The sequence below is a fragment of the Bradyrhizobium sp. 22 genome (genome assembly GCF_000482425.1).
In the GTDB taxonomy this organism is placed as follows: domain Bacteria; phylum Pseudomonadota; class Alphaproteobacteria; order Rhizobiales; family Xanthobacteraceae; genus Bradyrhizobium; species Bradyrhizobium japonicum_B.
In genome coordinates this window covers 1,087,921-1,111,731 of sequence record NZ_KI519400.1, presented here as the reverse complement: position 1 = coordinate 1,111,731, position 23,811 = coordinate 1,087,921, and the positions used below count along the sequence as shown (strand labels likewise).

Sequence of the window (23,811 nt, the reverse complement as noted above, 5' to 3'; positions counted from 1 at the left end):
AACCAACCCCCTGTAGACCGGACAGCAGTGGACTAACGTGAGCGTGGAGGCTCCGGAATGAAACATCCTATGCGTATCCTCCAGGGATTGAAGCTGGTCGCGGTGCTCGCCGTCGCGCTGTCGATGGGCGCCTGCGCCAACAAGAATGCCGCGACGGATGCGATGGCCAATGCGGCGACGCCGGGCAGCCAGCAGGATTTCGTCGTTAACGTCGGCGACCGCGTGTTCTTCGAAAGCGACCAGACCGATCTGACCCCGCAGGCGATCGTGACCCTGGAGAAGCAGGCGCAGTGGCTCCAGACCTATCCGCGCTACAGCTTCACCGTCGAAGGTCATGCCGACGAGCGTGGTACCCGCGAATACAACATCGCGCTCGGCGCCCGCCGTGCCCAGTCGGTGCGTTCGTTCCTCGCCTCGCGCGGCATCGATCCGAACCGCATGCGCACGATCTCCTACGGCAAGGAGCGGCCGGTCGCCGTCTGTAACGATATCTCGTGCTGGTCGCAGAACCGTCGCGCCGTCACCGTGCTGAACGCGAGCTCCTGACACGGAGATACTGACGCCGGGATCCTGACGCCAAGATCGTGACGCTCGGTCAGGCGCCGTTCATCTTCAGAAACCGATTATGCCGGCGCCCTCTCGGGCGCCGGTTTCGTATCTGCAATCCGTGACCTAAAACCTCTTGGTGGCAGTCACAGTTTTGGCGTACTCCCTTTCTCATTGTGTGGCGCGGCGAATGGTCCGCCGCGCGCCACGTCGCTTTCGTCGTCAGGGCAAGATGTCATCGAAATTCAAGGCAATTACCGGCACCGTGGCGACCGCCGCGCTGCTCTCTTTGTGCTCGCCCGCACTCGCGCAATCGATCTTCGCGCAATCGGATGATGCCGATCCCGAGATGCGGATCGAGCGGCTGGAGAACCAGCTGCGCCAACTCACCGGCCAGAACGAAGAGCTGCAATATCGCAACCGGCAGCTCGAGGAGCGGCTGCGGGCGCTCGAGGGCGGCGCGCAGGGCGCGCCCGGACAAGCGCCCAGTGCCGCGGCGATGCCGCCCGCCCAGATCGCACCAAGTCAGGTCGCGCCGGGCTATCGCCAGCCGCAGCAGCAGGCCGTGCAGCCGAATTACGAGCAGCCGCAGATCGCATCTCCCGCGCCGATCGTTCAGGAACAGCCGGCGCCCGGCGCCCCCGGCACACGCCGCCGCGGCGACGCCTTCGATCCCAACCAGAACCCGAACGCGCCTGGCGCGCCGCGCGCGCTGGGCGGCGGGCAGCAACCGATGCCGGCAGGCGGCCAGATCGGCTCGCCGGGCGGCCAGATCGGCTCGCCCGGCGGTCGCGGCGCCGGCGAGCCGCTCGATCTCGCCAACACCAGCCCGCGCTATCAGCCGCAGGCAGCACCCCCGGCGGCCCAGCCCGGTTATCCGGCGCCTGCGGGCGCCCCCGGTTTGACCACGCTGCCGCCCTCGGCCACGCCGCGCGACGAGTTCGACCTCGGCATCGGCTACATGCAGCGCAAGGACTATGCCCTCGCCGAGCAGACCATGAAGAATTTTGCGCAGAAATATCCGAGCGATCCGCTGCTCGGGGACGCGCAATATTGGCTCGGCGAGAGCTACTTCCAGCGCCAGCAATACCGCGACTCCGCGGAAGCCTTCCTCGCCGTCACCACCAAATACGAAAAATCGGCCAAGGCCCCGGACGCGCTGCTCCGGCTCGGCCAGTCGCTCGCCGCCCTGAAGGAGAAGGAGGCCGCCTGCGCCGCCTTCGGCGAGGTCGGCCGCAAATATCCGCGCGCCTCCGCCGGCGTCAAAGCGGCCGTGGACCGCGAGCAGAAGCGGGTGAAGTGCTGATCCACCGCGCGGATCGCTGACAAAGCGGATGGCGCTGCGCTAGATTGCGCCCGCCATTCGCTGGCGATTGCCGGGCCGCGCCATGTCAGACGATGACAATTCTCCGATCTCCACCCGCGAGGCGAGCCGCCTCTTCGCCAGCTTGAAGAGCGCGCCGGCGCTGGTGCTCGCCGTCTCCGGCGGCCCCGATTCGGTGGCGCTGATGTGGCTTGCGGCGCGCTGGCAGCGCAGCCTTCCGCGCGCGCCGCTGCTCACCGTCGTCACGGTCGATCACGGCCTGCGGCAAGAGGCGGGGCGCGAGGCGCGCGAGGTCAAGCGGCTCGCCGCCGAGCTCGGACTGCCGCACCGGACCCTGCGCTGGCGTGGCGCCAAGCCGAAGACGGGGCTGCCGGCGGCCGCGCGCGAGGCGCGCTATCGTCTGCTCGCCGACGCCGCCCGTGCTGTCGGCGCGAGCCACGTGCTGACTGCCCATACCCGCGACGACCAGGCCGAGACGCTGTTGATGCGCCTGTTGCGCGGCAGTGGACTTGCGGGACTGTCGGCCATGGCCCCTCTCAGCGAGCGCGACGGCATCGTGCTGGCGCGGCCGCTGCTCGACGTCCCGAAGTCGCAGCTGGTCGCGACCTTGAAGCGGGCCAAAATCGGCTTTGCCGACGACCCCACCAATCGCGACACCGCCTTCACCCGGCCGCGGCTGCGCGCGCTGCTGCCGCTTCTCGCGGCCGAGGGCGGCGACAGCAGGAATCTGGCGCGGCTTGCGGCCAGGCTGGCGCGGGCCAATGCGGCGGTCGAGGTGCTGGCCGACGGCGCCGAGCGCTTCCTCCGTTTGCGGGATCGCGGCGAAGCGCCGCAGTCGGGAGCGCGAAGCTTCGAGGCTGCGGCCTTTGCCGCCCTGCCGGATGAAGTCCGGCTGCGGCTCCTGCTGCGGGCCATCAACGCGCTCGGGCATGAAGGGCCTGCGGAACTCGGCAAGGTCGAAACCTTGATGTCCGTGCTGGATCAGGCCATTGCGGCAAGTCTCCGCGCCCGCGCCGGTCGCCAGCCGGTCCTGAAGCAGACCCTTGCGGGAGCCTTGATCAGCCTTGCCGGCGGGCGTATCCACATCGCACCGGCGCCGGCTCGGCGCCGCAAGGGTGGATAGGCGTGGGCGAGAGCGGATCATGACACCAGTCATTTCGGCCCCGCACCGTCAGGACACCTTAACCAGGCAGGAAGAACCCCGCTTCGGGCGCCATTTTTTCAGCGGGAATCGCTCTAAGATGGGCTAAATAGTCCCATCTCATTCCCTTGGCAGCGACCCGGGCGGCACCTAGATTGTATGCGTAACCGAGAGGATTCCTTGGGGATTTTCTCTAGCTCGCCCAAGTAACGCCTGAAGGTAACTCCTGAAGGACCAGGCCGCGATCCGCGCGACCACGAAGGAAGATCGATGAACGCCAATCTGCGCAATTTCGCCCTCTGGGTCATCATTGTTTTGCTGCTGTTGGCGTTGTTCACGCTCTTCCAGAATCCGGGCCAGCGAGCCTCCTCGCAGGACATCGCCTTCTCGCAACTCTTGAGCGAGGTTGACCGCGGCAATGTGCGCGACGTCGTGATCCAGGGGCCGGACATTCACGGCACCTTCACCAACGGCTCCAGCTTCCAGACCTATGCGCCGAACGACCCGACGCTGGTGAAGCGCCTGTATGACAGCAAGGTGCAGATCACCGCGAAGCCGCCGGGCGACAACGTGCCGTGGTTCGTCTCGCTGCTGGTCTCCTGGCTGCCCTTCATCGCGCTGATCGGCGTCTGGATCTTCCTGTCGCGACAGATGCAGGGCGGCGCCGGCAAGGCGATGGGCTTCGGCAAGTCGCGCGCCAAGATGCTGACCGAAGCGCATGGCCGCGTCACCTTCGAGGACGTCGCCGGCGTCGACGAGGCCAAGCAGGACCTGCAGGAGATCGTCGAATTCCTGCGCGACCCCGGCAAATTCCAGCGCCTCGGCGGCCGCATTCCGCGCGGCGTGCTGCTGGTCGGCCCTCCCGGCACCGGTAAGACCCTGATCGCACGCGCGGTCGCGGGCGAAGCCAACGTGCCGTTCTTCACCATTTCGGGTTCGGACTTCGTCGAGATGTTCGTCGGCGTCGGCGCCTCTCGTGTGCGCGACATGTTCGAGCAGGCCAAGAAGAATGCGCCCTGCATCATCTTCATCGACGAAATCGATGCGGTCGGTCGTCACCGTGGCGCCGGCCTCGGCGGCGGCAATGACGAGCGCGAGCAGACGCTGAACCAGCTGCTGGTCGAGATGGACGGCTTCGAGGCGAACGAGGGCGTGATCCTGATCGCCGCGACCAACCGCCCCGATGTGCTCGATCCCGCGCTGCTGCGTCCGGGCCGCTTCGACCGCCAGGTCGTGGTGCCCAATCCCGACGTCGTCGGCCGCGAGCAGATCCTCAAGGTTCACGTCCGCAAGGTGCCGCTGGCGCCGGATATCAACCTCAAGACCATCGCGCGCGGCACCCCGGGCTTCTCCGGCGCCGACCTGATGAACCTCGTCAATGAGGCCGCGCTGACAGCCGCCCGCCGCAACAAGCGGATGGTGACGCAGGCCGAGTTCGAGGAGGCCAAGGACAAGGTGATGATGGGCGCCGAGCGCAAGTCGCTCGTCATGACCGAGGAAGAGAAGCTCTTGACGGCCTATCACGAAGGCGGCCACGCCATCGTCGGCCTCAACGTGCCAGCGACCGATCCGATCCACAAGGCGACCATCATCCCGCGCGGCCGTGCGCTCGGCATGGTCATGCAGCTCCCTGAGCGCGACAAGCTGTCGATGTCCCTGGAGCAGATGACCTCGCGCCTCGCCATCATGATGGGCGGCCGCGTCGCCGAAGAGCTGATCTTCGGACGCGAGAAGGTCACCTCGGGCGCCGCCTCCGACATCGAGCAGGCCACGCGGCTGGCTCGCATGATGGTGACGCGCTGGGGCCTGTCGGAAGAGCTCGGCACGGTCTCCTACGGCGAGAACCAGGACGAAGTGTTTCTGGGCATGTCGGTGTCGCGGACCCAGAACGCCTCCGAAGCGACGGTGCAGAAGATCGACTCCGAGATCCGCCGTCTGGTCGAGGAAGGCTACAAGGAAGCGACCCGCATCCTCACCGAGAAGCGTGCCGACCTCGAGGCGCTGGCCAAGGGTCTGCTCGAGTTCGAGACGCTGAGCGGCGACGAGATCGTCGATCTGCTCAAGGGCAAGAAGCCGAACCGCGAATCCGTGCTCGAGCCGACCACGCCGCGCGCCTCCGCGGTGCCTCCGGCCGGCAAGTCGCCGCGCCCGCGGCCCGATGCGGATCCCGGCCTGGAGCCGCAGCCGCAGGCGTAATCGAGCAGCGGCACCGAATTGAAGAACGCGGCGGAAACGCCGCGTTTTTTCTTGTTCAAGCGCACCTGCGCGCGCTGGCATTCTGCCGGATGCCTTCGCGCCTAGGCCGTTTTGCCACAGCCATCCCGCCTGAATCGCTTGCGGTCGGTCAAGAGAGCGGACCTTGACCGCGCTAGGCTCCGACTCGTCAAAGGAGGGACATATGGCTTTCAAGGATATTCTGCTGACCCTGGCGAGCTATCCGGAACCGACGCCGGTTTCGGTGATCGACGATGCCGTTTCGGTAGCCGCCGTCCTGGATGCGCACCTCGCAGCCATTTCCTGCGAAGTCCATGCGGAAGTGCGCGCAAGCCTGCTCGGGGATGTCATCCTGGACATACCCGCGCTTGTTGCTCGCGAGGCAACCAAGAGCCGCGAGAATGCGCAAGCGCTGCTCGCGGCATTCGAAGCCTCGGCCGCGAAGGCCGGCGTTCGGCACGAGACCATCTTCGAGCAATGTGCATCCGCCGGCGAGGCCGCACTGCTGGCAGATTATGCAAGGCTCCGCGATCTCACGATCATGGCAGTGCCGGACTCCCATGATCGATGGTACGCAGAAGAGGTGATCTTCGAATCCGGCAGGCCGACGCTGATCCTGCCCGCCGCTCCCCGATCGCGTCCATTCCGGCTCGATGCCGTTTGCGTGGCCTGGGACTTCAGCCGTACCGCTGCGCGAGCGGTGTCCGCTGCGCTTCCTTTGCTCGAGAACGCAGGACGTGTGCGCGTCGTGACCGTCACGAACGAAAAGGCCCTGGATCCCAAACATTCGGGAGAAGAGCTGGCGAAGAACCTCGCTCGTCACGGCATCGAGGTCGTGCGCGACGAGATCGATGCCGAGGGCAAGCCGATCGACGAGGTCCTGACGTCTTACGTGCTGTCCCACGGCATCGACGTCCTCGTGATGGGCGCGTACGGAACGCCGAGATGGCGGGAGTTCGTGCTCGGCGGCGCGACCAGGGGCCTGCTGTCCAAGCCGCCGATCCCGATTCTGTTCTCGCATTGACGATTGGTCATGCAGGAGGTGGCGCCGCCCGGGTCTACAAGACTGATCAGATCGCTGACGCTGACGCACGCGGTGCTGTACGGGCTCGGCGTGACGATCGGTGCCGGAATCTACGTCCTGGTGGGAGCGGCCGCCGCGCGGAGCGGAATGCATGCACCTCTGGCGTTCCTCGCTGCGGCGGTCGTGATGGGCGTGACGGCCGGGAGCTTTGCCGAACTGGGTACGCGACTGCCGGTTGCTGCGAGCGAGGCCGCCTATGTCCAGGCCGCGTTTCATCGAAAATGGCTCAGCGGTGCCACGGGGCTGCTCGTGGTGGCCGCAGCGACGATCTCCGGCGCGACCATCACCGTTGGCAGCGCCGGCTACATCAGCGTGTTCGTGCCGCTGCCCGCCAGCTGGATCATCGCCGGCGTCGTGCTTGCGATGGGAGCGGTCGCCTGCCTGTCCGCGGTTCAGTCCATCAGCTTCGCCGGCTTGATGACGGTCGTGGAGATCGGAGGATTGCTCCTCATTGTCGGCGCCGGGCTGTTTCAGGGCGACGCCCTGGTCTCCCGGCTGCCCGAACTGTTGCCTCCCCTGAGCGACAAAGCGGCGTGGACCGGGATCGCACAGACGTCGCTGCTCGCCGTGTTTGCATTCATCGGGTTCGAGCACCTCGTGAACATCTCCGAGGAAATGAAGAATCCGTCCCGGACTCTGCCTTGGGCGCTCTTCATCACCTTGGGCGTGACGGCGTTCCTCTACATGACCGTCGCCTGGGTTGCGGTGGTCGCGGTGCCCCCGGCCGAGCTCGCGCACTCCTCGGCTCCGCTTGCACTGGTCTTTCAGCGGTTGACCGGTCTTCCGCTCTCGGTGTTGAGCGTCATCGCCATCGTTGCGACGGTCAACGGAATCATCGTTCACATGCTGATGATCGGACGCGTGCTGTACGGGCTTGCGGACCAAGGCAGCCTTCCCGCCTTTCTCGCCAGGGTGAACGCCAGAAGCGGCTCCCCGGTGGTTGCAACCCTGTTCGGCGTCGGCGCCATCCTGATCCTCGCCCTCGGCATTCCCTTGACCGGATTGGCCGAGTGGACCTCACGTCTGACCCTCGGGGCTTTCGTTCTGGTCAACCTGGCGCTCCTGCGCATCAAGACGACAGAATCCAAGCCTCCCGCCGGTGTGTTCCTCGTGCCCATCTGGGTGCCGATTGCAGGACTGTTCACAAGCGCCGCATTGCTCCTGATCGATCTCCTCGCCTAGTGCGAGCTTGGGTTCGGCGAACGAAGTACGATTCGCCTGAAGCGGGGGGTAGGCGTGCGCTCCTGACCGTGCGTCGGAGCAATGCCTGAAACACTCAAGAAGAACTTAACGCTTGCGGCCTACTTTGGCCCGCCATGACTGACCAGGTCGTCCACAGCGCGGTTCAACCGCTTTCGGCACGTGCAGCGCTCCCTTGGGTCGTGGGGCTCGCCGTTTATGCTGTGTTGCTGGTGGCCGGGCCGCGGCTGCTCGGTGACCCCGACAGCTATTCTCACATTGAGCTGGGGCGGTGGATCATCGCACACGGCACCCTGCCGACGAGCGACCCGTTTTCGTTTGCAAAGAATGGCGCGCCCTGGATCACGTTCGAATGGCTGTCCGAGGTCGTCTATGCCGGGATATACGCGCTGTCCGGCTGGCCAGGCGTCGTCGCCATCGCGGCCGCGGCGATCGCGCTCGCCTTCGCCCTTCTCACGTTCTCCCTGCTGCGCAAGCTTTCGCCGGCCCTGACGCTGCTCATGGTGATCGCGGCCGTCGTCCTGCTGGCGCCGCACATGCTGGCGCGGCCACATGTCCTGGTGCTGCCGCTGATGGTGACCTGGGCGGCTGCGCTGGTCCGCTGCATGGATCGCCGCGGCCCTCCGCCATATTGGGCCCTGCCGCTTCTGGTGCTGTGGAGCAATCTGCACGGCAGCGTGGTGCTGGCGCTTGGCCTGATCGGACCGGCGGTGCTCGAGGCATTGCTGCGTGAAGAGCGCGCCCAATGGCCGCGCGTGCTGCTGCGGTGGCTGCCGTTTGTGGCCCTTGCCGTCGCGGCGTCCTGCCTGACGCCGCATGGGCCGGAACCGCTGCTGATGCCGCTGACGACGCTCGGCCTCGGCTCCGCGCTCGCCTGGATCGGAGAATGGCGGCCACAGGACTTCAGCCATGTCAGTGGCTTCGAACTGCTGCTGCTCGCCGGCATCTTTGCGCTCTCGCGCGGCGTCACGCTACCGGTCGTACGGACCTTGGTGGTGATCGGCCTGCTGCATTTCGCGCTGGCGCAAATCCGCAATGCGGATCTGCTGGCCATGCTGGCGCCGCTCTATCTGGCGGCTCCGCTGGGTCGGAGGTTCGGCGGACCGGCCGAGGATGGTGCGACGGTCTCGCCGCGCGCCCTGAATTGGGTTGGGCTCGGTGTGTTGATCGCAGTCAGCGGGGTGGCTTTGGCGCGTGACGTCCGGCCGGCTCCGGCCATCACCCCCGAGGCCGCCGTCGCCCAGGCCAAACTCGCCGAGGCGGGGCCCGTGCTCAACGATTATTCGTTCGGCGGCTATCTGATCTTTGCCGGCATTCCGACCTTCATCGACGGTCGCGGCGAATTGTACGGGGGTCCGTTCATCAACCGCTACAATCGAGCACTGGCGCTGATCGACCTCGACGACTTTCTGAAGCTGCTCGACGAATACAAAATCGGCGCGACGCTGCTCGCGCCGCGGACGCCGGCGGTCGCGCTGCTCGACCGGCTGCCGCAATGGCAGCGCGTCTACAGCGACGATGTGGCGGTCGTACACAAGCGGCGCGATACGCCGCAAAGGTAATTAAGCAGTCCCGAAGGCGGCGTATTGGCCTCCGAGCCAGACGCCGCTCAGCGCGTCTTCGAGGCGCCGTGCCGGCTTGCTGTCCCAGGGCAGCAGCAGGAAGTGCCGCGCGCCGATCTCGCGCAGGCCGCTGGTTGCCATCAGCTTCCGGGTCGTGCCGGCCCCGAGCAGGACGGCGTCCCGGTCGAACTCACAGCGCGCGACGGCAAGCCGCGTCAGCGGGTTATACGGATTGTGCTCGATCACGCAGACGAGTCCCCCGGGACGCGTCACGCGGCGCATCTCGGCGATGAACTGCGCCCATTGCGCCGGCACGATGTGGTGCATCACGCAGACGGCCGTGACCAGATCGAAGCTGGCGTCGGCAAACGGAAAAGTGCGGCCGTCAAACTCCCGGTAGTCGACCCCGCCATTGCGGGCGCGCGCCTGCGCCAGGCTGGCCGAGGAGACGTCGATGCCGCTGAGGCGGCCGACCATGCCGTGCAGCAGCGGGTGAAGGCTGCCGACGCCGCAGCCGACGTCCAGCATGTCGGGCTTCTCGACGTCCAGCCGCTGGTCGATCAGATCGCGCAGCAGGTCGGCCTTTGCGCGCATGAAGAAATCATGCGGCAGGCCCGAGAAGTCGATCGAGGACTGGACCACGTCACGGTAATTGTCGTGATAGCCGTCGAAGAGTGCGGTCATGTGCTGGATTACTCGTTGACGGCGTGGATCGCCGGCGTCGCAGCCGTCTCGTCGCGATCGAAGCCGATTCGTGCCTGCACCACATAGAGCGGGCGGCGTTTCACCTCGGCATGGATGCGGCCGACATAGAGTCCCACGATGCCTGTCATCAGCATGTTGATGCCGCACAGCAGCGAGACGACGACGATCGTCGAGGACCAGCCGGTCACGAGATGACTGTCCTTGCCGAGCCACAACAGCACAACCCAGCCGCCGTAGAGCAGTGCGAGCCCGGACACCGTCAATCCGCACCAGATGGCAAGCCGCAAGGGCAGATCCGAAAAGCCGAGCGCGGCGTTCACCGCCAGCCGGACCATCTTGAACAGCGGGTATTTGGTTTCGCCGGCGGCGCGCTCGAGACGATGGAAGGCCACCTCGGCCTGGCGGAAACCGAGCCAGGCGATCATGCCGCGCACGAAGCGATCCTGCTCCGGCATCTGCCGGAGCGCCTCCAGCACCTTGCGATCGATCAGGCGGAAGTCGCCGACATCGGCGGGGATGCCGACCGAGGACATCCTGCCGAGCAGCCGGTAGAACAGATGCGCGGTCGCACGCTTGAAGCGGCTTTCGCCCTCGCGCGACAGGCGGCGGGCGTGGACGATGTCGTTGCCTTCCTTCCACTTCGCGATCAATTGCTCGATCACTTCGGGCGGATCCTGCAGATCGGCATCCATGACGATGATCGCGTCGCCTTGCGCGGCGTCCATGCCGGCGGTGATCGCGATCTGATGGCCGAAATTTCGCGACAGGCCGATGTAGCGAAAGCGCGAGTCGCGCGCGGCGAGCGCCCGCAACACGATCGAGCTGGAATCGCTGCTGCCGTCGTCGACGAAGATCGCTTCTGCCGGCCCGTCGAGCCGGAACATGACCTGGTCGAGCCGGCGCAGCAGGACCGGCAGCACGGCTTCCTCGTTGAACACGGGGATGACGAGGCTGTAGCGGATCGATCTGGAATTGGCCGCCATGCGAAGGATTCCGACTGGGTTGCAGGGGCGGGAGTCTATAAGCCGGTGGTTAAGGTCGCCTTGCCGCAAATGTTAAGGGTCTAGCGCCCGGGACATCGGCGGAGGACGGACCGAGAGCCGGAAGCCGGTTAACCACGCTTGGGAGCGCCGGCCTGGCTCTAGGATTTGCGGCGGATCCTGTAGAGAGCAAATCGCTGCGAGGTCTCCAGCAGCTCCAGCCGCTCCGGCAGCGGATTGGCGGCCGGCGATCCCAGTACATAGAGGTAGTCGAAATCCCGGTACCAGGTGCGGACAAATGGCGGAACGTCCGCAGGTGGCTGACCGGTCGCGATCGCGGCCAGGAGGCCCGCCGGCACCGGCCCCCCATAGGGAATGGATATATTGCGCACGGTCTCGCGCGGCCGCACGGGCTGCTTGCCCACCTCGGTGAACAGGTTGGGCACGAACGCGCCTGCGTAGTGCACGGCCAGCGTCGGCGCATAATACATCGGATACGACGTGAGGTCGGCGAAGGGCGGATCTCCATTGTCGTCCGCGCTGCCGACCAGGATGCGCGAGCCGCGATCGATCTTCTGGAACGAGGCGATGATCGCCGCGTAATCGGCGCGGTAAGGCAGCCACACCGACAGAACGACGGCGAGATTGAGCAGGATGATGCCGCTGATGCCGGCGAGCGCAGCCATCCTCCAGGCACGGCTCGGCAGTGACAGCGAGCAGAAGGCGGGCAGGATCAGCGCCGCGGCGGGAATCACGCGAAGATCGACGAACGAGGTTCCGAACAGCTTCGAAGGAATGGCAAAATAGAGCAGCGCAAAACCGACCGCGAGCCAGATCCCTGAAGGCTCGAGCCTGAGGACGCCGCGTCTTGCGGCGACAAGCACCCCGACCGCCAGCGCCAGCCCGGTCGCTGCCGCCGTCGTCAGATTGTAGCCGTTCATGATGCGGAGCGGCCAGATCGGCTTGAATCCCAGGAACCAGCTCGTGCCTTCGCTTCCGACCGAACCTGCAGTGACGTGCATGATCGCAAGCAGCGCGAGCGCCGGGAGCGCCAACGCAGTGAGCCGCGCGGCCGCGACGGGATAGACGACCTGCCGTTGGCGGATGCGCGACAGCTCGAAAAAGCCAAGCGTCGCGCCGTAGATGCCGAGCGAAAAGAAATGCGCCACATAGAGCGCAGCGACGAAGATCAAATTGGCGACAAAACGCGCCGGCCATGGGCCTTCCGCCAGCATCAGATAAACGGCGATGCCCCAGAGTGCGAGGCCGAGGCCGAACTCGAAGTTTACGAAGCCCCAGCTGAACGGCAGGCAGTAGAGGAAAGCCAGCGCAGCGAAGCCGGCAAGCTGAACCCGTCCCTTCCGGACCCATTCGAGCAGCAGCGCGCCGGAAACGATCAGCAATTGGCTCAGCAGCAGAAACAGCCGTGTGGCGCTCTCGACGCTGATCAGCCGCGCCATCTGCGGGACCAGCAGATCCATGCCGAGGTTGGGATAGAACGCCCAGGCCACCTCGTAATGCGGATTGGCATCGGGGGTGCCGCTTTGGCTCAGAATGTACATGCGGGCGAGGTGATTGGGATAATCCACCATCGCGGGAATGGGGGTCAGCAGCACTGGAAGAAACGAGACGGCCGCCAGCATGGCAAGCACGGCAATCGCCACCGATCGGTCCGAGCCGGGAGCAGCCGGAATGGTCAAGGCCGGCCTGTCGGATTCGGAGGCGCAGCGGTCGCGGCCTCCGCATGGTCTCGGACGTGAATGACGGCAATATCGTCCGCATAGATGCGCTTCCAGCCCTTGAGCTGGTCGAGGATCTGCGGGCCCGGCGCACCGGCGACCAGGAGCGTGGCGTCGATCTTGTACTCGTCGAGCAGGCGCGGCAGCAATTCGGGCTTCTTGCCTTCCGTCGCCTTGAAGAAGTCCACGACGAATTTCTCGCCGTAGAGCTCGGCGCGGCCGTCGACGAAGACCGGAATATCGCGGGAGATCAGATAGCCGCCGAACTGATAGGCGTTGAAGATGCGCTGCACCTTGCGTTGCTCGAGCAGGTCGACCGCCGCAACCGGGGTGTGCGTCATCGTGAAGCTGAAGCGGTGGTGCGCCATGTAGAGCGACGTCGAGGTCCAGCTGGCCGCCACGATCATCAGCGCGCCTGTCGCGGTGACATAGCGGGCCGGCCAGCGATCGGCACCCACGCCGTCAGCCGCCGCGCGCGGGAACATCTCGCCGAGCGGCTTTGCCAGCACCAGCGGCACCAGGAACGCAAATGCCTCGATGCTCCTGACATGGGTCAGCGCGCTCCAGGTCAGGAACAGGATCAGGAAGATCCGGGGCGCCGACAGCACGAGACCGCGATAATAGCCGAATGCGATCAGGCCGAGCAGGGCGCCTTCGAACGGGGTGAAGGTGGCGAAGTTCGCCGGCATCCATTCGAAGATCAGCGACAGCAGCTCGCCGAGCCCGAGGATGCTGGTCGCGCCCTGGAGCGTGCGCCAGCCGTAGGGCGTGCAGCAGCTCGCGATCAGCGCGCCGATTCCGAACAGCACCCAGCGCATGAACAGGCGGAGCCGCCGTCCCTTCTCGGCATGCTCGACGGCCTCGAGCGAGATCGGGCCGATCAGCGCCAGACCCAGCACGAAACCGCCGTGCAGATTGGCCCAGAGCGCCATCAGCGGCAGCCAGTACCATGACGGCGCGCACCTGCGGTCGGCGGCCGCCATCAGCAGGCCGATCCACGCCACCATGACCGGCAGCGCCAGGATATGCGGACGCGCCAGCACGTGATGGGCCGACAGCAGCAGCGCCAGCATCGCGAACAGCACGGCGCGTGGGGCCTCGATCTGCGTGCCGAGCAGATAGACGAAGATCGCTACCGCGAGCGCGACGCCCAGCGCGGTGAGGATGACGGGACCTGCCCAGTCCCATTGCGCATAGGAGGAGGCGAACAGCACCTGCGACAGCCACGACGTCGAGATCCACGGCGCGCCCGTTCGCGTGAAGGAATAGAGGTCGATGGTGGGCATGGCGCGGTGATCGAGGATCCATTGCCCGATCTTGATCTGCCAGAACGTGTCGGAATCCTGCAGCCGCGTGTCGCCGAGATAGAGGAAGAGCAGATAGGCGCCGGCACCGGCGCACAGCGGCACGAGAGCCCTCGCGCGGCTCTGCACCGCGATGCCGTCGGCAAAGGAAAGGGACATGCCGCCTCGTCGTCCTGTTGTCCTTGTCGGTCGAGCATGATCCGGACCCGCAGCGCCGCGTTCGCGCAAAGTGTGGTGCGGTTTTCCGAGAGATCACGCCCGAGCAACGACGGTGAAACGCGACGAAGGATTCAGCTCGTCGCACTTCAGTTCGAGCGGGTGGCATTGGATCACGGCGGTCATAACTTCGGGTAAATCCGCAGCGCCATGCCGACTTCAAGTCCCGACAATTTAACAGATTGTTTTAGATTTGATTTTACCATCGGCCGACACACGCAATCCGCCCGGTGTTTACGCAGTCGAATTAACTGCGGCGCAATTCTTTGCCTCTACGTTCGGTTTCACGGTCGGCGGCGCTGGGAAGCCGGGAAGACCAGATCAGTTGTAAGTCTCGTGTACTCATTTGGAGCACTCCATGAAGAACCTCGTTGCGCGTTTCGTGAAGGATGAATCCGGCGCCACCGCCATTGAATACGGCCTGATCGCCGCCGGCATCGCGCTGGCGATTATCACCGTCGTCAACAATCTCGGCAGCACGTTGAACACCAAGTTCACCTCCATCTCGACCGGCCTCAAGTAAAGCCGGACGACCCAGGAATTCTGGAGAGCCTCGTCCTTGACGGGGCTCTTTGCTTTTTGACGGGGCCTGTGCGCAGGGCTTGCCAGTTGCATTGCCTCCGTACCGTTACGAGCCCGCTTCAAGATCTCGGTCGCGAGTGTAGTTATCGATCAGACAGCCCTGCACGTAGCCGCACATTCGCGAGCAGGAGAGGCAACTGTTATCGCTGTGGGCCTCTATAAGGTTCTATGATTGTTCGAGGCGGTACTTCCTCGCACTGCATGACGGTGCGAGGTCGCGCTGCATCGCCCTCGACTCCCGAATGCAGATGATGCCGAAGTTTGTCTCGACGTCTATCGGCGGTGTTTCAAACACGACAGCTTTGGCATCGAGGTCGAAGGTCGCAAAGTAGGGGCGGACGGGCGCGCCACCCTCGCAGCGTACCGAGAATAGTTCAGCGGCCGTCACGCGAGCGGAGGTCAGCATGAGAAAAGGAATGAGTGCAATGACAAGGCCGATGAGCCAAGTCATGTCGCACGCTTCGTTCGTACAAGAGACTCTCCGCCGTGGCTTGACAGCGCCGATGCCGCTCGAACTTTCGAAATGGCCGGCGGCGAAGCTCGAGGCCATCAGCAACCGCGCCCGGCTCACGTCAACGTCCGGCTGCGAACATCATAAATGAACTTACAAGTATATGACCGCAGCACAATCCCACGGGGACACTCACGATCACCTGAACTCAAACTGGCGAACGGGGCGTCCCAAGACCTCGAAGATGACGCGTGCGGCCGATTCGTTGTTACACGTCGAACGCGACCGGCCAGAAGATCCTGCCTTGCTCGGCAAGCTGCCACTTTATCGGCGACCTCGGTAAAATGCCGCCGTCAACCTCGGCGCCTCCGTCTGCTACCCGCGACGCTCCACGCATTTCCCATCTTGTCATCGCTCCTGAATAGTTGTTCAGTCCTTGCGGGACGATTTGCATCTTTGACGTGACGACGCGTTCGGCCGCAGGGCGTGCGGCTGGCGTGTGGGACAGGAAGCGCGCCATGGTTTATCGGCGGACGCATCAAGTGGTGAAGCGCCTTGCGGCGCGGCGCAGCGCGATTCTGGCGGCGGCGCGGGAGACCGCGGCAGAAGGCGGCATGGCGGCGGTGCAGATCGCGCCGGTCGCGGTCCGGGCCAATGTCGCGGCCGGGACGGTCTACCGCTACTTCCCCTCCAAGGCCGAGCTGATCTCTGAACTCATTGCCGAGGTCTCCCGCGACGAGCTTGCGGCGATCCGGCGGGCGGCCGACGCCGCCCCGGGCCCGTCCTCGGCGCTGGCCGCAGCCGTGACGACCGTGGCGGTCCATACCCTGTCGCAGCGCCGGCTGGCCTGGGGCATCCTGGCCGAGCCCGTCGATGTCGATGTCAGCGCCTCGCGCCTCGCCAGCCGGCGCGAGATCGCGGGCGAGATGGCCGCCCGCATCGACGCTGCGGTGCGGGCCGGTCACCTGCCAGCGCAGGACACCGCGCTCGCCGCCACCGCCTTGCTCGGCGCGCTGCATGAGGCGCTGGTCGGGCCGCTGGCGCCCGACAATCTCGACGATCCCGTCAAGATGCGCGATGCGGTTCAGACCGTGACGCTGCTGGCGCTGCGCGCGGTCGGCGTCATGGACGCCCGCGCCCGCGGCCTCGTGGTGCAGCAGACCCTGCTTCCGACGACGAAGGCGCTGGTGGGCGCGTAAAATCGCCGCGTGAGGCAGGCGGCGGCTTGATTCCGCTCAAGCCGCTGACGTGGCAAGTCTTTTCGTGAAAACACAGCAAGCGCGCCGGACGCTCCGGCTACTGTGCATGGGGTTGTTTTTCGATATTTTGCTTGGCGGGCCCAAGCGGACCTACATATTCGCGTCGCCCTCGGGGCCGACCGAGGCGATGCGCACCATGTTGGTGGTGCCGGGGATGCCGAGCGGCACGCCGGCGACGATGATCACGCGCTGGCCGGCGCGGACGAAGCCGTCGCGGAACGCGATCTGGCCGGCGCGGGCGACCATGTCGTCCTGATCGCGCGCGTCCTCGGCCACCACGCAGTGCACGCCCCAGACCACCGCGAGCCGGCGGCCAGCGGTGATGTTCGGGGTGATCGCCACGATCGGCGGCTTCGGCCGCTCGCGCGCCACGCGCACCGCCGTCGAGCCCGACGAGGTCCAGCAGATCAAGGCGGGCAGGTCGAGCGTCTCGGCGATCTGCCGCGCGGCATCGGCGATGGCATCGCCCGCGGTGGCTTCCGGCGCCGGGCGCTGGGCCATGATCACCGACCGGTAGGTCGGGTCGCGCTCGACCTCCTCGCCGATACGGTTCATGGTCGAGACTGCTTCGACCGGGAATTTTCCGGCGGCCGATTCCGCCGACAGCATGATGGCGTCGGCGCCTTCATAGACGGCGGTGGCGACGTCGGAGACTTCGGCGCGGGTCGGGACCGGCGACTGGATCATCGATTCCAGCATCTGGGTCGCGATCACCACCGGCTTGCCGGCGCGGCGGGCCATCCGCGTCATCTGCTTCTGCAGGCTCGGCACGCGCTCCAGCGGCAGCTCGACGCCGAGGTCGCCACGCGCCACCATCAGCGCATCGGAGGCCTCGATGATGTCGGCGAGGCGGTCGATCGCCTGCGGCTTCTCGATCTTGGCCATCACGGCGGCGCGGCCGCGGATCATCTTCTTGGCTTCGAGCACGTCGTCGGCGCGCTGCACGAAGGACAGCGCGATCCAGTCGACGCCGGTGACGAGGGCGGCCTCAAGGTCGGCGCGGTCCTTCGGCGTCATCGCCGAGACCGGCAGGTCGGTGTCGGGCAGGCTGACGCCCTTGCGGTCGCTCATCTTGCCGCCGACCACGACACGCGTCACCGCGTGCTCCTTCGAGGTCTCCTCCGCGATCAGGCGCACCTTGCCGTCGTCGAGCAGCAGCGCGTGGCCGGGCCTGAGCGCGGCCAGGATCTCGGGATGAGGCAATTGGACGCGCGTGGCATCGCCCGGCGCTTTGTCGGAATCGAGCGTGAAGGTCTGGCCGTTCTGGAGCTGGACCGAGCCTTCGGCGAAGGCACCCAGCCTGAGCTTCGGGCCCTGGAGATCGACCAGGATGCCGATCGGCCGGCCGTAGCTGGACTCGACGTTGCGGATCGTCGCCACCAGCTCGCGCATCTTGTCATGCGGGGTGTGGCTCATGTTGATGCGAAACAGGTCGGCGCCGGCCTCGAACAGGCGGCGGATCATGGCGAGGTCTGACGACGCCGGTCCCAGGGTCGCGAGAATCTTGATACGGCGCAGACGCCTCATGGCTTATTTCCAGACGGGGGTGGCAGGCCGGGCGAGCCGGGGGGCGTAGCACCGGGAGGGCCATTGGGCAAACCGGGAACCCCGCCCGGGCCAACCGGGCCGGGCAGGCCGGGCACGCGCTGTTGCGCCGGCTGTTCGTTGGCGTCGGTCAGCTGCACCGTCCAGGCCCGCTGCTCGCCGGTGTCGACCTCGAAATAGCCGGTCCGGTCGTATCCGCGCGCGAGGCAATCCTCGGTGCCGCGGATGGTGAACTCCTTGTCGCGCGAGCACATGAAGGCCTGCCCCGACCACTCGCCGCCGCGATCATAGTCGATCGCGTAGATGTAATAGTAACGGGCCACCAGCGTTCCCCGCAGCAGGGTCTCGCAGGAGCGTGAGGAGATGTTCCACCAGCCCTCGGTGGTCCAGCCATCGGCGTCCTTGTAGCCGAGCGCAATGCCAACCCGGCTCGAAGTGTTGTTGCAGAGGCGGAAATCGGCGGCGGCCGGGCTGGCGCAAAGGCACAGCCAGGCGACCACCAGCACCGGGACCAACCGGGCGAGCAGGCGAAGCGGGGAGCGGGGAGATTCGGCAATCATTGTCGCGGTAGCTATACCAGATCATTGACGATTTGGCGTAGGGCCGGGAACGGCCCCCAAAGAGCGGCAGGCCAGCTTCCGGCCGGTTTGCGCCGGGATATGGCAAAATCTGTGACAGTGCCCACCTGATCCCGTAAGGGTGACCCATCGGGGCAGGCCCAAGGGGATACAGCCATGGCAATCGACGACAAAACCAGGACCGAGCTCGAGGCGGCCGCTTTCCGGCGCCTGGTCGATCACCTGAAGACGCGGACCGATGTTCAGAACATCGACCTGATGAATCTGGCGGGCTTCTGCCGCAACTGCCTGTCCAACTGGCTCAAGGAAGCCGCCGACGCCCAGGGCGTCCCCTTGAGCAAGGACGAGAGCCGGGAGGCGGTCTACGGCATGCCCTATGAGACCTGGAAAGCGAAATACCAGGGCACGGCGACGCCGCAGCAGCTCGAGACGATGAAGAAGGTCCATCCGCACGGCCACTGAGTTCGCGAAACACTGAGTCGCACCACACAACAGCTTTCTGCGCCACGAAGCAGGAAGGTGTGGGCGCGCTGTGGACGAGCGCGATGCTGCCTTGAACGCAGTCGGCACCGACCCTAAGGGTTCTAGCCAGCACGCGCGGTGAGGATGCCGGCGTCACTTCGTTTTGCCAGTTCCATTGGGAGTACCTAGATGGCCACCTCCGCCGCCGTCCGCGACGACGAGCCCGCGACGAAATTTGCCAAGGACCAGCTCAAGTCCATCATCGAGCGCATCGAGCGGCTGGAGGAAGAGAAGAAGGCGATCTCCGACGACATCCGCGACGTCTACGCCGAGAGCAAGGGCAACGGCTACGACGTCAAGGCGTTGCGCACCATCGTGCGCCTGCGCAAGCAGGACCCCAACGAGCGCGCCGAGGCCGAGACGATCCTCGAGACCTACATGCAGGCGCTCGGCATGATCTGAGGCGTGTCGCCTCAATCACCGCCGCCGTAGCCCGGATGGAGCGCAAGCGAAATCCGGGTTCTTGCATTTGAGACAGCGTTCCCGGATTGCGCTTCGCTTCATCCGGGCTACGAGACCGAGTTTCGAGATTATCAGCGCAGCGCGGCGGTGCGCACGACGAATGACGTCGTCTGGAGCTTCGCGGTGGCGCTGCCGGAGAACGTATCGCAGGACAGGCCCTGCATCGGATCCTCGGCAAATCCCATCGCGATCACGGCGCGCGGCTTGACGAAATAGGTGCGCAGCGCCGCCGTATCGAGCTCGCCCATCAGCGTCACCGACATCGCATGGCTGGCGCTCGGCGACAGCATCACGACCTTGAGCCAGACGCTCTCGCCCTTGGCGGCGGAGAGGCGCGTCGCGGTCGCGACCATGCCGTCGATGCTCTTGCCGACCACCGTGTTGATTTCCGTCGCCTGAGCAAGGCTGCGCGATGCGGGGCGGGCCGAACGCGGGATCGGCGCGGAGGCGGCGACGACATTGGCGCGGTCGACCGGGGAGGCGGCCGGCGCGTAAGCCAGTGCCTGAAGAGCTGTGTTGGGCAGGCTCGCGGTTGGTTGCGGATCGGTGGCGGCGGCAAGAGCCTGGCGGGCCTTCAGTGCGGCGACCTGGGCCGGCGTCGCCTGCTGCGGCGTGGCCGGGATATCATCCCAGAAGCCGCGGGCATTGATGATGTCGGCCGGGGTCTCCGGCTTGCCGTCGACGGATTTGGCGGCAGCGGGCTTGTCAGCCACCGGCGCGGGCTTCGGCTTGGGGGGCGCAACGAGCTGCGCATCGGCCGAGGCGAGCTGGATCATCGCCATTTGCGGCTTCGCGCGCGGCGTCGGCACCGGCTCGGCGGGCTTGGCTGCGACGACGGTCGGGGCCGCGGGTTTCGCGGCCGGGGTGGGGGCGCCCTCGTCATCCTCGTCGCTGGCGGCCGGAGCCGCCGACTTGCCCTTGAACAGCGCCGCGAAGAAGCTCGGCTTGCTGCCGGCATCGTCGCCGCTGCCGCGGCGCTCGATCTCGGCCTTGGCGACCTCATAACCCTTCAGCGGCACGCCGTCGGTCGGCAGATGCACCGTCTTGCCGTCCGGGAACACGCGGGCGAGCTGGTCATGCGTCATGCGCGGCCAGTGCCGAACGCTGCCGGTGTCCAGATGCACGAAGGGCGAGCCGGAGGTCGGATAGAAGCCGACGCCGCCGCGCTGCAGGCGCAGGCCGGCGAAGCGGATCTGCTCCAGCGGCACGCCTGGGATGTAGAAGTCCATCGCATGTCCCAGCATATGCTGGCTGGAGCGCGCCACGCCGGAGGAGCGGCGGCGGAGCATGGCGTTGGTGGCGGGCGAGCGATAGGAGGAGATGATCTGGATCGGCTGCTTGCCGTCGACGTCGCGATAGACTTCCCAGAGGATGTCGAACAGGCGACGGTCCATGACTGTCGCCTCCTGCGTGCGCCAGTCGCGCAGGAAGTGGTTGAGCTGCTTCAGCGCGGCTTCGTCGTAGCGCCCGTCACGCTTGAAGGTGACGGTGAGGTCTTCGCCGGAATGGGTGTGGTGGAAAGAAAGCGTTTTGGTCTCGTTCAGCGCAGCGGCGTCATGAACCGAGCCTGCGCCCGCAAGCAGCAATGCGGCAGTGAGGCCGATCCGCGAACCGGCCTTCACTCCCGCATGGGACAACGACAGCACAGCGAATTGGCGTGCGAGACCAGTCAGCACGTATGAGCCCACCCAGTCGACGAGCGTTCAATGGACTCTCCCGCCAACCCCGTTAGCAGTGCGAAAGAGGATGAACGCTTTCTTAAAGCGAGAAGGTTAATTCGAGGTTGACCTTCCCGCCCCCAAACCAAGTCAGAATACGATCCTAACCGGTTGACTGTGGCAAAAAAACGCCCGCTGCCAGGATGCAGGTGGAGAATGGTTAACGTTAAACGGCCCCGTCGCTGGGACGGGGCCGTTGATATCGTTGCAGGATTCGAAAAAAGGCCGCCGAAACGGGCTCAGCGGGTGAACACCCGCTGCTGCTGGGGCCGGCGCCCGACCGGCGCCGGCGGCGCGGCCTGGGTCGGCGCCCCGAACAGCCGCTCGAAGAAATTCGGCCCGGACGAGCCGAAGCCCCCGCCATTGTTGGCCACCGCCACGCCCGAGGGCAGCGTCGTCGCCGGGCGCGAATAGCTGGGCTGGGAATGGGCCACGACGGCCTCGAGGTCCTTGCCGCGGTTGTTCTTCAGGACGTTGATCATGGCCGCGTCGCGGCCATAGATGTCCTTGCGGAATTGCAGCTTGCCGGCGTCATCCACGAACGCGGTCTGATAGGTGATGTTCACCGGGATCGGGGTCGGGAATTTCAGGTCGATCTCGCTCTTGCCGTACATGCTGCGGATGCGCTCGGGCGTGTACTTCTCGTTCGGCATGACGATGTTGAGCAGCACGGAGGCGTACTGATCCGGATTCTGCACCCGCATGCAGCCATGGCTGAAGGCGCGCTCTTCCTTGGCGAACAAATGCTTGTCCGGCGTGTCGTGCTGATAGACCAGGAACTTGTTCGGGAAGTTGAAGCGGACACGACCGAGCGCATTGGCTTCACCGGGCGGCTGCGAGATGTGCACCGAGCCGTCGCGGTTCTGCTCGAGCCTGAGGCCCATGCGCTGAAGCACCGTCGGGTCCTGCTGCAAGGCCGGCAGGTATTCGTTGTAGACGATCGACGGAGGCACGTTCCAGGTCGGATTGACCGTGATGTACTTCATCGTCTCGGTCAGCAGCGGCGTGGCATGCTTGCCCGGCTTGCCGGTGACGACGCGCGTGGTCCAGACTTGCTGGCCGCGCTGCATCACCTTCAGCGTGAAATCGGGAATGTTGAGGATGACATAGGCATCGCCCAGCGCGGGTGCGCCGAGGTCGCGCGGCAGCCAGCGCCAGCGCTCCATGTTCACCAGCACCACGTCGATCTGCTTGTCGCGCTTCGGGGTGTTGAGCGCGCTGACGGTCTTGTCGTCGAGAATGCCGGTCGGCTTCAACTCGGCGCTGCTCTGGAATTTGCGCACCGCGTCGGCGACGGCGGCGTCATAGCGGGTGTCGCTGCCGTTCTCGGCGAGGCCGAGCTTGGCGCGCAGCTGCGGCACGCGCGGATCTTCCACGACGATCTCGGCATGCTTCTTGGTGGCCGCCGTATACTTCAGCGCCGGACCGTCGGCGATCTCGATCACCGGGCCGTTGCCCTGACCGCGAAGCTCCGCGAGCTTGGCCTTCAGCTGCTTGTAGAGCTTGTGCGGCGGGTTGTAGCTGTCGAGCGCTGCGGAAGCGTCCGCCGCGGTCGTGACCTTGGCGAGCACCTCGTTGGGGTCGACCGGATGCTCGGGATAAAGAATGTCGCCGCTGACCTGCGACCAATGCATGCGGCCGCTCTGGGCATGGCGCGCATAGTCGAACATGCTGGCAGTGAGCTTGAGCTCGGCATCGGCCAGCGCATCGGGCGTGGTGGCGGCCGCAAAATCCGGCACCGGATAATCGGCGGGATTGAGACCGTCGGAGGCCGCGTCCTTGAGCCGCGCGATCACGCCCTTGGCCGCAGCGGTGAGAGAGCCGCCTTGAGTCCAGACCGGCGCGAAATCGCGTGCGCCGTAGAACTTCTCGACCGCGGCGCGCTCGTTCTTGCGGTCAAAGTGCCGTGAGGTCTTGGCGCCGATGATATCTTTGAGCCTGTCGGCGACCGGCTGGTCGGCGGCGGGAACGTTGCTCGCGGCCTTGACCGGTTCGGCGGCCGGAGCCGCAGCGGGTGCCGCAGGGGCAGCCGGCGTTGCGGTGGCGGGCGAGTTGGCGAGCTCGGAAGGCTTGGTCTCGACCTTGTCCGGCGCGGGGGCGACGTCAGCCTTCACCGGCTCCTTCGGCTCCTTGGCGGAATCCTGAACGGTGGCGGTGGTGTCGAGCTTGATGTCAGCTGCGGTCGGGGGCGGGACGTTGGCCGGCTCGGGCCGCGGGATCGCGGCTTCGATCGCGAGCTCGGCCGCGCTGCTGCGCGCCTGGTCCTGCCCCAGGGCCGAGCTGGCCGACACCGTGAGGAAAGTGGCCGCGACCGTCATCAAGACGCGGTCAAAGCCCGCACGGTGGTTCAAACAGTTCCGCATTGTGTCGCACCCCTCGGGTGAACTGTCCCTCATGGAACAGCTTCGTTATCGCCTATGAGCTTCGGCTAAATCGCGCCGGCCTCTCGAAAGTTGCACGCCTGCACGCAACGATTCCCACGCAGACGATATACAGGCCCCGGTTTTGCAGCCAGCGCTACCCGGGACAATTCACGCCAAACTGACTTCAAGGCAGCCTCTTGGCAACGGATTGTGCGCTGGCCCCACGCGCTTTTCCCTGTGTCTGTCACTTCCAAGTCACGGTTCAACAAGCAGTCGAATTCTGTCGTCGTGGGAATGGCTTACAGCCGCCCCTCGT

The 23,811-nt window shown here is 65.8% G+C and carries 20 protein-coding genes; 11 read left to right on the top strand and 9 right to left on the bottom strand.

Annotated elements, in window-relative coordinates; genetic code table 11:
• Positions 1–57 precede the first annotated feature (57 nt).
• From pal to K410_RS0130540, 7 genes are all read left to right on the top strand, one after another.
• Positions 58–546 carry a peptidoglycan-associated lipoprotein Pal gene (gene pal, locus K410_RS0130570; RefSeq protein WP_018317777.1) on the top strand — a complete coding sequence of 163 codons (489 nt, stop codon included), beginning with the start codon at positions 58–60 and terminating at the stop codon, positions 544–546.
• 232 nt (positions 547–778) lie between these two features.
• Positions 779–1,852, top strand: a complete 1,074-nt coding sequence (gene ybgF / locus K410_RS0130565; protein ID WP_028138395.1) for a tol-pal system protein YbgF — start codon at positions 779–781, stop codon at positions 1,850–1,852.
• An 82-nt stretch (positions 1,853–1,934) separates the two neighbouring features.
• Positions 1,935–2,993 carry a tRNA lysidine(34) synthetase TilS gene (tilS, locus tag K410_RS0130560; protein WP_028138394.1) on the top strand — a complete coding sequence of 353 codons (1,059 nt, stop codon included), beginning with the start codon at positions 1,935–1,937 and terminating at the stop codon, positions 2,991–2,993.
• A 288-nt stretch (positions 2,994–3,281) separates the two neighbouring features.
• Positions 3,282–5,207, top strand: a complete 1,926-nt coding sequence (gene ftsH / locus K410_RS0130555) for an ATP-dependent zinc metalloprotease FtsH (RefSeq protein ID WP_028138393.1) — start codon at positions 3,282–3,284, stop codon at positions 5,205–5,207.
• Positions 5,208–5,409: 202 nt separating this feature from the next.
• Positions 5,410–6,249, top strand: coding sequence for a universal stress protein (locus K410_RS0130550; protein ID WP_028138392.1), 840 nt, complete (start codon positions 5,410–5,412; stop codon positions 6,247–6,249).
• 9 nt (positions 6,250–6,258) lie between these two features.
• Positions 6,259–7,491 (top strand): APC family permease, encoded by a 1,233-nt coding sequence (locus tag K410_RS0130545; RefSeq protein WP_028138391.1) that lies wholly within the window; start codon positions 6,259–6,261, stop codon positions 7,489–7,491.
• A gap of 200 nt (positions 7,492–7,691) precedes the next feature.
• Positions 7,692–9,071: a hypothetical protein gene (locus K410_RS0130540; RefSeq protein ID WP_245269568.1), complete on the top strand. Its 1,380-nt coding sequence runs from the start codon at positions 7,692–7,694 to the stop codon at positions 9,069–9,071.
• Here the strand turns inward: K410_RS0130540 and K410_RS0130535 are convergent, their stop codons facing one another.
• The 4 genes from K410_RS0130535 to K410_RS0130520 all read right to left on the bottom strand — a co-directional run bounded on the left by K410_RS0130535 (position 9,072) and on the right by K410_RS0130520 (position 13,958).
• The gene (locus K410_RS0130535) at positions 9,072–9,755 is read right to left on the bottom strand and encodes a class I SAM-dependent methyltransferase (protein WP_028138389.1); all 684 of its coding nucleotides are present in this window, start codon (positions 9,753–9,755) and stop codon (positions 9,072–9,074) included.
• Between the two features lie 8 nt (positions 9,756–9,763).
• The gene (locus K410_RS0130530) at positions 9,764–10,759 is read right to left on the bottom strand and encodes a glycosyltransferase family 2 protein (protein ID WP_028138388.1); all 996 of its coding nucleotides are present in this window, start codon (positions 10,757–10,759) and stop codon (positions 9,764–9,766) included.
• A gap of 158 nt (positions 10,760–10,917) precedes the next feature.
• A complete protein-coding gene (locus K410_RS0130525; RefSeq protein ID WP_028138387.1) occupies positions 10,918–12,420 on the bottom strand; it encodes a hypothetical protein in 1,503 nt (500 codons plus the stop codon).
• Between the two features lie 32 nt (positions 12,421–12,452).
• Positions 12,453–13,958: a hypothetical protein gene (locus tag K410_RS0130520; protein WP_028138386.1), complete on the bottom strand. Its 1,506-nt coding sequence runs from the start codon at positions 13,956–13,958 to the stop codon at positions 12,453–12,455.
• 415 nt (positions 13,959–14,373) lie between these two features.
• On the opposite strand from K410_RS0130520, the gene K410_RS0130510 reads away from it, so the two are divergent.
• On the top strand, positions 14,374–14,538 hold the full coding sequence (locus K410_RS0130510; protein ID WP_028138385.1) for a Flp family type IVb pilin: 165 nt from the start codon (positions 14,374–14,376) through the stop codon (positions 14,536–14,538).
• 225 nt (positions 14,539–14,763) lie between these two features.
• Here the strand turns inward: K410_RS0130510 and K410_RS0130505 are convergent, their stop codons facing one another.
• Complete coding sequence (locus K410_RS0130505; RefSeq protein WP_155253754.1) at positions 14,764–15,048, bottom strand: hypothetical protein; 285 nt, start codon at positions 15,046–15,048, stop codon at positions 14,764–14,766.
• A gap of 518 nt (positions 15,049–15,566) precedes the next feature.
• Between K410_RS0130505 and K410_RS0130495 the strand changes: the two genes are divergently transcribed.
• The gene (locus tag K410_RS0130495) at positions 15,567–16,247 is read left to right on the top strand and encodes a TetR/AcrR family transcriptional regulator (protein ID WP_028138383.1); all 681 of its coding nucleotides are present in this window, start codon (positions 15,567–15,569) and stop codon (positions 16,245–16,247) included.
• A gap of 150 nt (positions 16,248–16,397) precedes the next feature.
• On the opposite strand, the gene pyk is transcribed toward K410_RS0130495, so the two are convergent.
• Entirely contained in the window at positions 16,398–17,834 is a 1,437-nt protein-coding gene (gene pyk, locus K410_RS0130490) for a pyruvate kinase (RefSeq protein ID WP_028138382.1), read from the bottom strand.
• Positions 17,831–18,412, bottom strand: a complete 582-nt coding sequence (locus K410_RS0130485; protein WP_028138381.1) for a DUF1036 domain-containing protein — start codon at positions 18,410–18,412, stop codon at positions 17,831–17,833. Before K410_RS0130485 ends, pyk begins: the two co-directional genes overlap by 4 nt.
• Before the next feature lie 174 nt (positions 18,413–18,586).
• Between K410_RS0130485 and K410_RS0130480 the strand changes: the two genes are divergently transcribed.
• Both K410_RS0130480 and K410_RS0130475 read left to right on the top strand, forming a co-directional pair.
• On the top strand, positions 18,587–18,892 hold the full coding sequence (locus tag K410_RS0130480; RefSeq protein WP_028138380.1) for a DUF1244 domain-containing protein: 306 nt from the start codon (positions 18,587–18,589) through the stop codon (positions 18,890–18,892).
• 189 nt (positions 18,893–19,081) lie between these two features.
• The gene (locus K410_RS0130475) at positions 19,082–19,354 is read left to right on the top strand and encodes a DUF2312 domain-containing protein (protein ID WP_008546273.1); all 273 of its coding nucleotides are present in this window, start codon (positions 19,082–19,084) and stop codon (positions 19,352–19,354) included.
• 131 nt (positions 19,355–19,485) lie between these two features.
• On the opposite strand, the gene mepK is transcribed toward K410_RS0130475, so the two are convergent.
• Both mepK and K410_RS0130465 read right to left on the bottom strand, forming a co-directional pair.
• On the bottom strand, positions 19,486–21,090 hold the full coding sequence (mepK, locus tag K410_RS0130470; protein WP_245269567.1) for a peptidoglycan L,D-endopeptidase MepK: 1,605 nt from the start codon (positions 21,088–21,090) through the stop codon (positions 19,486–19,488).
• A gap of 281 nt (positions 21,091–21,371) precedes the next feature.
• The gene (locus K410_RS0130465; RefSeq protein ID WP_028138378.1) at positions 21,372–23,495 is read right to left on the bottom strand and encodes a L,D-transpeptidase family protein; all 2,124 of its coding nucleotides are present in this window, start codon (positions 23,493–23,495) and stop codon (positions 21,372–21,374) included.
• Positions 23,496–23,811: the final 316 nt, after the last annotated feature.